This window comes from Sphaerisporangium sp. NPDC049002 (genome assembly GCF_040649355.1).
Taxonomy (GTDB): Bacteria; Actinomycetota; Actinomycetes; order Streptosporangiales; family Streptosporangiaceae; genus Sphaerisporangium.
Genome location: NZ_JBEZFH010000013.1, coordinates 60,474 through 71,503, shown reverse-complemented (window position 1 = coordinate 71,503; position 11,030 = coordinate 60,474). Strand labels below are relative to the sequence as shown.

Below are 11,030 nucleotides of genomic sequence, written 5' to 3'. Positions count from 1 at the left end.
AGCGACTCTGGAGGGCCAACAAACCTCCATCTCTCACACAGCACCGCGTTCAGCGAAGCGCTATCGCTTCTCACCTCCCGCGTTCGTGTTCACAATAAGACCGGGAAGTACACTCCCAGCCAGTACTACTCGGTCAACCTGAGCACCTCGGGGCGCAGCGGCCGCGCCGTGGTCTACATGATCTGGCAGGCCTCGCACATGGACCAGACGTTCTTCATGTGCAGCGACGTCAACTTCGTGGCCTGATCCCGGCACCGGGCCCGCCGGCCGCGCCCCGGCGGGCCCTTCCGCGGATCACGAGCGGAGGATATGGCGCTGGGCCTGCACCCTCATAGGGGTGCAAGCCCAGCGCGGTGGTGTCACCTAGGTGATACCAGGGTCAGTTCACTTGACGACGGCGAGGGTGTCGACGACTCCAGCGCCGAAGAAGCCGTTGTCGTCGACGGTGCCGACGCAGGCAGCGTTGTTCTGCGGGCACGACTTGGATTCGGCCCGTGCCTTGAGCTCACGGATCATCTCGGCCGGCGACCAGGACGGGTGCGCCGACTTCATCTGCGCCATGACGCCGGCGACGTGCGGGCTCGCCATCGACGTACCGCTCTTGGTGCCGTAGCCGTCGGCCCCGGTCCGGGTGTTCCACGTCGTCGAGTAGATCGACGAGCCGGGAGCCACGACGTCGATCTTGCCGAGGCCGTAGTTGGAGAAGGACGACCGAACGCTGTCCAACGTGGTGCCCACGCGCTGGAGGGATCCGACCGTCACGACACCGTCGAACTCAGCCGGGATGTCGTTGCAGTGGTTGTTGATCGTGCGCACTGTCGGCTTCGGCGCGTCGTTGGGGCTGCCCGTGTCCACGGTCTTGTTGGCCAGGTCATAGTTGGAGTTGCCCGAAGCAGCGACGTTCACGACGCCCTGCTTGGTGGCCCACCCCACGGCGCGCCGGAGGGCCTCCTTGCTGGCGGCCTGGTCAGGCTGGTCGTCACACCAGAACTCGAACGGGTCGACGTAGTAGGAGTTGTTCGTGACGTCCATGTGCTTCAGGCCCGCCCACATGAAGCCGCAGATGGCGTACTCCGGGTAGATGTAGCCGTCGTTGTTGACGACCTTGACGGCCGCCAGACGCACGTTCGGCGCGACACCGACGATGCCGATGTTGTTGCGGGCGGCGGCGATGGTGCCGGCGACGTGTGTACCGTGGTCGCTCGTCGTCGGGCGCCAAGCCAACGGCGTCTGATCCGGACGGCCGACGTTAGTGCAGTTGACCGAGTTCGCGACGTCGATGTTGGCCTTGAGGTCCGGGTGTGTCGGCGAGATGCCGCTGTCGAGTACCCCGACGAGGACGTTGCGGTTGCCGTCTGAGATCGCCTGCGCCTGGGGGGCCTTGATCATTTTCATGTCCCACTGGACCCCCTCATTGGGGTCGAGGCTCTCGCTAGGCTGCGGGTCGGACGGGATGTCTCCGTTGACCGGCTTCTTGGCACCCTTCTTGTACCCGCTGGCGCCTGGGCCCCATGGCGCGGCCAGGTCGACCGGCGTCCCCTCGGAGACCCCGGCCGTGCGGGTGGCGCCGACGGAGGCGACCGCGTTGCCGCCCTTGGCGGTGACGTTCGCGCGGAAGGCCGCGCGGTCGGCGTGGGCGACGACCACGCCAATCTCGGGCCAGGACTGGACGACAACACCTCCGGCCGCCTCGACCGCGCGCTCGACGAGACGAGTTTGGCCGGGGTTGGCGATCCGGGCGTTGACGACGTAGCTCATGAGCATCCCGTCGGGGATGTCCGCGTTGACGGGTGTCGACGTCGGCTCGTCGGCGATGGCCGCGCTGGCCGAACCGATCGCGCCTCCGAGGAAGGTGGCACCCACCATGGCAAACGCCGCGGCGGTGGCCGCGAGCCGTCGCTTGGGCAGGGCATGCTGCATGGGTTGCTCCTTGAGCGGTGATGCCGCGGCACCATCGCCGCGGTCTGGCCGGCCCCGATTTGGAAAGCCCGAAATCGCCCCGAGTCAAGCCTTTAGAGTTGATTGGTGACGGTAACAGTCCGTTCCTGAATTTTTCAAGACTTCACCAAGGCAGGGGCCAGTTGCCGGCTGAGCCGGAGGACGGCCTCGGCCGTTCGGGAGTCGGTGGCGGGGCGGAAGGGCGCGACGGGACGAACCTCGGGTCCGATGACCAGGCCGGTCCGCCCGTTCAGTGAGTCGTCGGCCGCCGCGAGAACCGACGATCGTGCGGCCAGTGCCGCGGAGCCGGACGTGGCGCGTGCGAAGGTACGCCGGACCAGCGGCCAAAGCAGCCGCAGCCCCGGCGAGACGATCTTCGGCGACCACACGGTGTCGTCGGTCATCGCGGTGGCCGCGCCGCCGGGATCAGCCGCGAAGACCGAGACGCCCGTGCCTCGCAACCGCTCCGCCAGATCCAGCGTGTAGGCGAGGTTGGCGAGCTTCGCTCGGCCGTACCAGTGAAAGCCGTAGTAGCCACCCGGCGGTTCGACGGCGCCGAAGGAGCGTTTGGCCGTCCGGACCGCACTCGAGGTGACATTCACGATCCGGCTCGGCCCTCCGGCCCGGAGCGGCTCCAGCGACAATTCGGTCAGCAGGTACGGGGAAAGGTGGTTGACGGCGAACGACGCCTCGATCCCGTCCACCGTCTGCTGCCGATCCGCGAACATCGCCCCGACATTGTTGACCAGGACGTTCAGCGGGCCTTCCGCCGCGAGCCGGGCGGCGAGCCCTCGGACGGAGTCGAGCGACGCGAGGTCGGCGGCGACGAACCTCGCCCCCGGCCCGGTCGCCACCGCGTCGATTCTCTCGACCGCGCGGGCACCCCGCTCGGCGTTCCGGCCGATCACGGTCACCGCGTGACCTGTCGCCGCCAGCCTCATCGCGGTCTCCAGGCCGATTCCTCCGGTCCCCGCCGTCACCACCGCCCGTTTGCCCATGGTCCTGCCCTCCACTGGCCCGAACGCTACCGGATAGCCATCCGCTTTGATGCTCAGACCGTAGCATAAGTGGATGGCCATCCGATTAGCGGAAGCGGGCGTGCGGCGACGAACTCCGAAGCTGCGGCTTTCAGGCTGCTGTCAGCGCGGAGGGCGCAGGCCCTCAAGGAGGACGTCGAGGTAGATCTCGGCACGCTCCGCGTCGTTGCCACCGGAGCGGACCGCGTGCTCGATGCCGCAGAGCAGAAGGCGGACATCGTCCGCCTCGATGCCCCGCCGGATGGCGCCCGCGCGGCGGGCACGGTCGAGCAGCTCCGCGACGGCACGGTCCAGCTCGACCTTCATCGCCGAGGTCTGTGCGTCGGCGTCGCTGGCGGATTCGAGCACCGCTGCGAACCCGGCGTCGTCCAGCGTGCGTCCGAGAGCGAAACGCAGAAGACGGCACAGCCCCGAAAGGGCGTCCTCGTCGGCCGCCGCGGCCCGCGCCTCGTCGACAAGCTGCTGGAAGCGCTCCGCCAGCAGCACCTCCAGCAGCGCGTGCCGGTTGGGGAAATGCCGGTACACGGTCCCGACGCCCACTCCCGCGAGCCGGGCGATGGTGTTCAGCATCAGTGAGTCGTCGCCTGCGGCCAACTGCTCGCGGGCGACCTTCAACACCCGTGCGCGGTTGCGTGCGGCGTCCGCGCGCAACACCGTCTGCCGCTCAGCACTGGGTGTCACGGGCACAGCCTAACGGCTTGCCGGTCAAGGGCCGCGAGGCGCCGATTCGAGCAACGACTCCTCATCAACGCACGTCTCGATCACCAAGGCTCGGCCGATGCTCCTCGTCGCGTACCGAGCCTGCGGGGAAGCTCAAGCCGCCTTCGCAGGTCGCGGGCCTGTCTCGTGATTCGGCAGCCGACCACTGTCCCGCGCCCGTAGGTGCCGGCGGGTCGCCGCGCCCTTCCCCCGACGGGAAAGGGCGAGTTTCCGGCAGCGGTGAACTTTGTCAGGGTAATGCACCTATTGACACTTATTTTAACCACCTGGTACTAATCGCGAACCTTGCCCTCCCCTTGCGACCCAAGGACGAGGACACCACGCGGACCTCCACGTCCGCCAGTACCAGGGAGTTCCTCTATGGGGAGTTCATTCGACCATCCCCGTCGGCTCAGGCGACTTACCGTCGTCGGCGGCTTGGCGGCGGCGCTGGCGCTCGGAACCGTGTCCGCCGCCAGCGGCGGTGTCCCGGCCCAGGGATCGTCAGGCGCGGACCTGACGGCCGCTGCGACCAGCGCCCTGCTGAAGGACTACGACCACGAGATCATCGACCAGTTCGACTCGGCCAACTCCGTCAACCATATTCGGCAACTCGCCGTGAACATCGGCCCGCGGCTGAACGGCACGCCACAGGAGCGGGAGGGCGCTGAGTACATCGGCGGCGTCCTGAAGTCCTACGGCTTCGATGTGGCCCTTCAGTCATGGGGCCCGGTCTCGACCAAGAACGTCGCGAAGGTCACGTCCCCGAACGCCGACCTGCCGGGAGGACCGAACTGGCAGATGGCCGCGTCGACCAGCGCGAAGTTCACTGGCAATGACGCCGCGGTGGAGGGGCAGGTCGTCTACGCCAAGACCGGCCAGTCCGCCGCGGACTTCCCCGCCGACACCGCGGGCAAGATCGTTCTGATGGACTACAGCACCACCGCGTCGGTCCGCAACACCGCCGTGGTCAACGCGGCGAGCCTGGGCGCTGTCGCGGTCATCCTGGCCTACGCGACCGGCAACAACGCGCCGCCGTCGTTCACGCTCACCACGGCCCAGCCGAACATCCCGGTGATGGGCGGCGGCAGCGCACACTCCACCTGGATCAAGGACCTTCTGGACAAGGGCCCGCTGACGCTGCGGATCACGACCAACCAGTACGTGAACCCGATGGGCACCAACGTCATCGGCATCCGGCACGCGGTCGGCGACCCGGACGGCACCAAGGCTCCGATCGTCATGGTCGGCGCGCACATCGACTCGGTGCTGGGTGCCCCCGGCGCCCACGACGATGCCTCGGGCAACGGCGTCTCGCTGGAGATCGCCCGGGTCCTCAGCCAGTACCCGCTGGACAAGGAACTGCGGATCGGCGGCTTCGGCGGTGAGGAGGGCGGCCTCCTCGGCGCGAGGGCGTACGTCAACACGCTGACCGCGGCGGAGAAGACGCGGTTCGTCGGCGAGTGGCAGATGGACATGGTCGGCACGCCGTACGAGCCGGCCCGGCTGTGGGCGCTGACCCCGAACGGCCAGTCGAACTACGTGGTCCAGGAGGCCTACAACGCGGGCGCGCGCGTCGGTTTCGACGGACTGCGCAACTGCAGGCTCGGGCAGAGCGACCACCAGGCGTTTTTCGACGTGGGCATCCCGTCCTCGCTGTTCATCTGGCTCGACTACCGCCCGCCGGCCCCGCCGGCCGTCTGCGGTCCGACCGGTGGGTCGTACGTCACCGAGCCGCAGTACCACAAGCCGACGGACACGATGGACAACATCAGCCCCGAGCGGCTGCAGATCACCCTTGACGTCGTGGGCGGCGCGGTGGCGCACAACGCGCTTAACGCGGTGACGGTGTCCGCGGTCTCCGACGGCGATCAGCCGCTGGCTGGGGCGCCGGTACGGGCCGACTGCGGCAACGGTCCGCGTGACCTGGGCACCACCGGCGCCGACGGCCGACTGCAGGCGGTGCTCCCGCACGCCACCTGTGACTTCACCACCACCGTCGACGGCCGGGTGGCGGACAAGCGGGGTGTGTCGATCGCCGGTGACCTGGCGGTGAAGATGACCGTCGACCTCACGAAGCCGACGATCTCCCTCATCAGGCCGACCGATGGCGCGGTCTTCGAGCTCGGGACGGCCGCGACCGCGTCCTACCGGTGCGATGACAACCTGGCCGGGGTTGCCACCTGTGTCGGCACGGTGCCCGACGGCAGCGCGCTCGGCACCTCCACCGTGGGCTTCCACGAGTTCACCGTGAACGCCACCGACAAGGCCGGCAACGCAGCCGACAAGAAGGTCACCTACCAGGTCGTCTATCCCTGGCAGGCCTACTTCCCGGCGACGATGAGCGGCAAGGCCAACAGCGCCGTACCGATCAAGTTCGGCCTCGGCGGTAACCGCGGCCTGGGCGTCATCGCCGCCGGCTACCCGGTCTCCCAGCCGGTGGCCTGCGACACCGGGAAGGCGACCGGTGCCTCCGAGCCGACCAGCGGCCCCGGGAACTCGAAGCTCAGCTACGAAGACGGTCAGTACAACTACGTATGGAAGACCGAAAAGAGCTGGTCCGGCACCTGCCGTACGTTCGAGCTGAAGCTCAATGACGGCAGCAGCCACTTCACCACCATCACCCTGAAGTAACCGCGATACGACCCCGGCCGGGGAACGGAGCCGGCATCGTGCCCCGCTCCCCGGCCCCGCAGTCATCGTGCCTGACTGGGTCGCGCTGCTGAGGCGCTGGAGCGAGGACTACGGGTTTGTGCGGGGCTCCGCCCCCACACCCCCGAAACGCGGGAGCCCCAATAAGCGCAGTCCGAGCGAAGCGAGGCCCTTTTCGGGCGGAGCCCGCCCTTCCCACAAGGGCGGGCTCTGCGATGACTTCCTGTGTGGTGACATCGACATCCAGTTCCGCCGCGTCGGAGAGGGCCTCCACCAGTTCGAGGGTGAAGGCACGCAGTTCGGCGGAGGTGAGGTGGCGAACCCAGGGGAAGACCTCGGGCATGGCGATGACCAGCGCGCGTGCGGTCGGATCGTGCTTGATGGCCAAGCTGCATGGCGACAAAAGTATGACTACCCCATGCGTGTGCCGCTTCCTGCGCGAGCGTGGCATCACCTCGTGCATCGCCCGCCGCAGGGTGGAATCCAGCCAACGCCTGGGACGGCACCGCTGGGTAATCGAGTACACGATGGCATGGTCGAACGGGGACCGCCGCTACGAACGCCGGGCCGACCACTTCGCGTCCTTCATCGCCCTCGCGGCCGCTCTCATCTGCTACCGCCGACTCATCTGTCTGCAGGTCACCGAGGCCGGTAGCCCTTCTTTTTACGGCTGGCTGGCACGGCCCGGCGACCGGAGCCATGCTGTGCGGGTTTTTGTGCAGGCCGCTGTGCCGGTTTCTCCGCAGGGGAGACGGGGGTACGGCCCCGCGAGCTGTTCACCGTCCGGCCGCGGACGATGCCGATGAAATCTTCCACCAGGTCAGTGGTCGCGTCCGTGGGCCAGGTCAGCGCAACCTGAGACTGCGGCGCGTCCGGCACCGGCCGGTAAGTGAGATCCCTGCGGTGGTGGAGGCGTGCCAGCGACAGCGGAACCAGGAGAATCCCAGTGCCGGCCGCTACCAGCTCGACCGCGTCCGCTGTTGTGGCCGGGCGGGTGAACGCGGGCAGTCCGGGCCGGACCGTCCACTCGATGGTGTCGTCCAGAGGATGGAACACCTCGTCGTCGATAAGGTCGGCGATGGCCACCTCGTCGGCGGCGGCCATCGCGTGGTCCTTAGGCACCATGACCACCGTGGTCTCCACGTAGAGAGGAATCACGCTGAGCCCATCCCGGTCGACCGGCAGCCTGACGAATCCGGCGTCGGCGCCGCCGTTCCGCAGGAGTCCCACCACCTCGGCGGCGGGAACCGCGACCAGGGCAATCGGCACGCCGGGCATTCTCTCGGTCCAGACGTTGACCCATTTCGCGGGTGTCACCCCGGGCACGTACGCCAGTCGAAACACCCTGCCGGGCTCTCCATCAGTCACTTCCTCAGGGTACCGATGTCAAGGGAACCTGTTCCGGCTGACTACTCTTGACGCCATGACCTCGCCCAAACCGAAGACCATCCAGACAATGAAGCCCGCGACCGCGGCCAAGAAGCTGGGTGTCCCCCTTTCGGCCACTCCCGCCGAGTTCCAGGCGAGTGTCGTCTCCAGGGACGAGCTGAACGAGTTGCAGTCGACGCCACCCGCCTGGCTCGCCGACCTGCGCCGCAACGGCCCGCACACCAAGCAGGTCATCGCCGCGAAGCTCAGGGTCTCCATTGCCGGCCTGCTCAGAGGTGGGATCACCGGACCGCTCACCACCGCTGAGATCGATGCGCTGAAGGCGGAGAACCCGGCGTGGCTGGAGCGCGAGCGGTCCAGCCCCGCCGAGGCCCGCAAAGAAGCGCTCCGCCTCAAGCAACGCTAGACAGCTGAGATCCCGCACGTTTCCGACCCCAGACGCGTCTCCAAGCTGCCGCCACCGCCTCGCTGAGTGACCAACTGGGTGCGAAGCGAGGCCCTTTTCGGGCGGAGCCCGCCCTTCCCACAAGGGCGGGCTCCGAGGTCAGGCTTCGCCGGTCATCAGGCCGATGGGGCAGCTGACGCCTGTGCCGCCGATGCCGCAGTAGCCGTTGGGCACTTTGTACAGATATTGCTGGTGATAATCCTCAGCGAAGTAGTACTGCGGGGCGGGGGTGAGTTCTGTGGTGATGGGGTCGTAGCCGGCGTTGGTGAGGACGTGCTGGTAGGCGTCGCGGGAGGCGAGCGCGGACTTCTCCTGGGCCGGGCCGTGGGTGTAGATGGCCGAGCGGTACTGCGTGCCGACGTCGTTGCCCTGGCGCATGCCCTGCGTGGGGTCGTGCGCCTCCCAGAAGACCTTGAGCAGTTCCTCGTACGACACGCGACTGGGGTCGAAGACGACGCGGACGACCTCGGTGTGGCCGGTGAGCCCGGTGCACACCTCCTCGTATGTCGGGTTCGGGGTGTGACCGCCCTGGTAGCCGACCGACGTCGAGACGACGCCCGGGGTCTGCCAGAACTTGCGCTCGGCCCCCCAGAAACAGCCGAGGCCGAACTCGGCGATCTCCGTCCCCTCGGGGTACGGCCCGGCGAGGGGGGCGTCGAGCACGGCGTGCCGCTCGGGCACGGGCATCGTCGCCGTACGTCCGGGGAGCGCCTCCTCCGCGGTCACCATCGAAGTCTTGTTCTTGCCGAAGATCCAGCCCATCGCGCACCTCCGTCAGACAGCCTTGCAGACTAGCCCAACCACCGGCCCGCCCTCATTGTTCCTCAGGTAAGCAACGCTTAAGAGAGGACAAAGAGCTACTTATTTGTGGTAAAGGCTGTCAGCAGCGAAAATGGCGTACATGCCTGATTCGCGCCGTGGTGTCCTGTACGGCATAGCCGCCTACGCCATGTGGGGCCTCTTCCCCCTCTACTGGCCTCTGCTCAAGCCTTCCGGGGCGGTGGAGATCCTCGCCCATCGCATGGTCTGGTCGCTGGTGGCGGTCATCGCCGTACTCGCCGTGCGGCGCCACTGGTCCTGGTTCCGCGAGCTCGCCGGGCAGCCCAAGAAGCTTCTCCTGCTGGCCCTCGCCGCCGGGGTGGTCTCGGTGAACTGGGGCGTCTACATCTACGCCGTGAACGCGGGCCACGTGGTTGAGAGCTCACTCGGGTACTTCATCAACCCCCTGGTGAGTGTGTTGTTCGGTGTGATGGTCTTCCGGGAGCGGCTGCGTCCGTGGCAGTGGGTGGCCGTGGGCCTCGGCGCCCTGGCCGTCGTGGTCCTGGCCGTGGACTACGGCCGGCCGCCGTGGATCGCGCTCGTGCTCGCGGTCAGCTTCGGGACGTACGGGCTGATCAAGAAGTCCGCGAACGTGGGAGCGGCCGAGAGCCTGACGGTCGAGACCCTCGTCCTGTTGTTGCCCGCATCGGCGTACCTGGTGTTCCTGCAGGCGCAGGGGACGTCCACCTTCGGCGACGCCGGGCTCGGCCATGCCGCCCTGCTGGCGGGCGCCGGGCTGGTCACGGCGATCCCTCTCATGCTCTTCACCGCCGCCGCGATCCGCGTCCCGCTCACGGTCATCGGGCTTCTGCAGTACATCGCGCCCATCCTGCAGTTCCTCTGCGGTGTGCTGGTGGCCCACGAGATCATGCCTCCCAGCCGGTGGACCGGTTTCACGATCATCTGGCTCGCCCTGGCCGTCTTCAGCTGGGAAGGGCTGCACAACGCCCACACGGTCCGGCGCGCGGCCAACAGGGCCACCGCCCTCGAAGCCGTCTGAGCTACGCCGCCGGACGTATCCGGCGGACCGCGTGCGAACCCGAGAACGCCCTGTCAGCCGGAGCGGTCGGCCACGTAGTCGCACAGGGCCAGCAGGGCCGCCCTGGCGGGGATGTCGGGCAGCGCCGAGAGCGAGGCATGCGCCCGTTCGACCCACGACATCAGCTCGGCACGGGCACGGACCATGGCCGCGTTGCCCCGGAGCAGCACGACGGCCTCCGCGACGTCCTCCTCGGCGACGGGACCCGAGAGGAGCCGCCGCAGCCGGGCGTCCTCCGGGGCCGAGGACTGCAGCACGTACAGAACGGGCAGCGTGCGGATGCCCTCGCGCAGGTCGGTGCCCGGCGTCTTACCGCTCTCACCCGCGGTCGAGGCGACGTCGAGCAGGTCGTCCCCGAGCTGCCAGGCCACGCCGATGGCCTCGCAGGCACTCGTGAGGCGCTCGACGACCTCGGCGGACGCCCCCGCGAGCATGCCTCCGAACCGGCCGGAGGTGGCGATCAGCGAGCCGGTCTTGTCGGCGAGCACGTCGATGTAGTGCGTGACGGCGTCGACACCGGGCCGGGGGCCGATGGTCTCGCGGATCTGGCCGCGGACCAGCCGGGAGAACGTCTGCGCCTGGATGCGCACCAGCTCAGGCCCGAGGTCGGCGAGGATCTCGGAGGCCTGGGCGAAGAGGTAGTCGCCCGTGAGGATGGCCACCGTGTTGTCCCACCGGGCGTTGGCCGACGGGGAGCCCCGGCGCACCCGGGCCTCGTCCATGACGTCGTCGTGGTAGAGCGTGGCGAGGTGGGTGAGCTCGATCACCACGGCCCCCGGCACGATGCCGGGGGCCGTCGAGTCACCGAAGTGCGACGCGAGGAGCACGATCATCGCCCGGAAGCGCTTGCCGCCGGCCTCGATGAGGTGCTTGGACGCCTCCGCGACGAAGGCGTCCTCGCTGTCGGCCGAGGTGCGGAGCAGCTTCTCGACGGCGTCGAGCCCACTGGCGATATCCGCTGCCAGCCCTTCGTCGATGAAAGGCAGGTCGACTACGGGCGGCGCGGCCATGA

At 68.3% G+C, this 11,030-nt stretch carries 10 protein-coding genes and 1 pseudogene; 5 read left to right on the top strand and 6 right to left on the bottom strand.

Translation table 11 applies throughout. The features are described 5' to 3' along the window. Positions 1-246, top strand: a 246-nt coding sequence (locus tag AB0B89_RS05365) for a lytic polysaccharide monooxygenase (protein ID WP_358548454.1), incomplete at its 5' end; no start/stop codon positions are given. Positions 247-384: 138 nt separating this feature from the next. Here the strand turns inward: AB0B89_RS05365 and AB0B89_RS05360 are convergent. From AB0B89_RS05360 to AB0B89_RS05350, 3 genes are all read right to left on the bottom strand, one after another. Continuing rightward, positions 385-1,920 (bottom strand): S8 family serine peptidase, encoded by a 1,536-nt coding sequence (locus tag AB0B89_RS05360; protein WP_358548452.1) that lies wholly within the window; start codon positions 1,918-1,920, stop codon positions 385-387. Positions 1,921-2,054: 134 nt separating this feature from the next. Beyond that, positions 2,055-2,936: an SDR family NAD(P)-dependent oxidoreductase gene (locus tag AB0B89_RS05355; RefSeq protein WP_358548449.1), complete on the bottom strand. Its 882-nt coding sequence runs from the start codon at positions 2,934-2,936 to the stop codon at positions 2,055-2,057. Positions 2,937-3,077: 141 nt separating this feature from the next. Further along, complete coding sequence (locus AB0B89_RS05350; protein ID WP_358548447.1) at positions 3,078-3,656, bottom strand: helix-turn-helix domain-containing protein; 579 nt, start codon at positions 3,654-3,656, stop codon at positions 3,078-3,080. A 399-nt stretch (positions 3,657-4,055) separates the two neighbouring features. Here AB0B89_RS05350 and AB0B89_RS05345 point away from each other — a divergent pair, with 399 nt between their 5' ends. Further along, positions 4,056-6,308: a PxKF domain-containing protein gene (locus AB0B89_RS05345; protein ID WP_358548444.1), complete on the top strand. Its 2,253-nt coding sequence runs from the start codon at positions 4,056-4,058 to the stop codon at positions 6,306-6,308. A 455-nt stretch (positions 6,309-6,763) separates the two neighbouring features. Further along, positions 6,764-6,946, top strand: a pseudogene (locus AB0B89_RS05340) (IS5/IS1182 family transposase); the annotation flags it as partial. 19 nt (positions 6,947-6,965) lie between these two features. Here AB0B89_RS05340 and AB0B89_RS05335 read toward each other — a convergent pair. Then, complete coding sequence (locus tag AB0B89_RS05335) at positions 6,966-7,670, bottom strand: LysR family substrate-binding domain-containing protein (RefSeq protein ID WP_358548459.1); 705 nt, start codon at positions 7,668-7,670, stop codon at positions 6,966-6,968. A 79-nt stretch (positions 7,671-7,749) separates the two neighbouring features. Here AB0B89_RS05335 and AB0B89_RS05330 point away from each other — a divergent pair, with 79 nt between their 5' ends. Beyond that, complete coding sequence (locus AB0B89_RS05330; protein ID WP_358548442.1) at positions 7,750-8,121, top strand: DUF5997 family protein; 372 nt, start codon at positions 7,750-7,752, stop codon at positions 8,119-8,121. Between the two features lie 138 nt (positions 8,122-8,259). Here the strand turns inward: AB0B89_RS05330 and msrA are convergent, their stop codons facing one another. Beyond that, complete coding sequence (gene msrA, locus AB0B89_RS05325; protein ID WP_358548440.1) at positions 8,260-8,922, bottom strand: peptide-methionine (S)-S-oxide reductase MsrA; 663 nt, start codon at positions 8,920-8,922, stop codon at positions 8,260-8,262. 139 nt (positions 8,923-9,061) lie between these two features. Here msrA and rarD point away from each other — a divergent pair, with 139 nt between their 5' ends. Continuing rightward, positions 9,062-9,979 (top strand): EamA family transporter RarD, encoded by a 918-nt coding sequence (gene rarD, locus AB0B89_RS05320; RefSeq protein WP_358548437.1) that lies wholly within the window; start codon positions 9,062-9,064, stop codon positions 9,977-9,979. Positions 9,980-10,032: 53 nt separating this feature from the next. Here rarD and AB0B89_RS05315 read toward each other — a convergent pair whose 3' ends face one another. Next, positions 10,033-11,028, bottom strand: coding sequence for a polyprenyl synthetase family protein (locus AB0B89_RS05315; RefSeq protein ID WP_358548434.1), 996 nt, complete (start codon positions 11,026-11,028; stop codon positions 10,033-10,035). Positions 11,029-11,030: the final 2 nt, after the last annotated feature.

What these genes read in the sequence shown, in the direction of transcription:
- AB0B89_RS05345 (WP_358548444.1), top strand. Translation starts at nt 4,056, where the DNA reads ATGGGGAGTTCATTCGACCATCCCCGTCGGCTCAGGCGACTTACCGTC.
- AB0B89_RS05315 (WP_358548434.1), bottom strand. Translation starts at nt 11,028, where the DNA reads ATGGCCGCGCCGCCCGTAGTCGACCTGCCTTTCATCGACGAAGGGCTG.
- AB0B89_RS05355 (WP_358548449.1), bottom strand. Translation starts at nt 2,936, where the DNA reads ATGGGCAAACGGGCGGTGGTGACGGCGGGGACCGGAGGAATCGGCCTG.
- AB0B89_RS05360 (WP_358548452.1), bottom strand. Translation starts at nt 1,920, where the DNA reads ATGCAGCATGCCCTGCCCAAGCGACGGCTCGCGGCCACCGCCGCGGCG.
- AB0B89_RS05330 (WP_358548442.1), top strand. Translation starts at nt 7,750, where the DNA reads ATGACCTCGCCCAAACCGAAGACCATCCAGACAATGAAGCCCGCGACC.
- rarD (WP_358548437.1), top strand. Translation starts at nt 9,062, where the DNA reads ATGCCTGATTCGCGCCGTGGTGTCCTGTACGGCATAGCCGCCTACGCC.
- msrA (WP_358548440.1), bottom strand. Translation starts at nt 8,922, where the DNA reads ATGGGCTGGATCTTCGGCAAGAACAAGACTTCGATGGTGACCGCGGAG.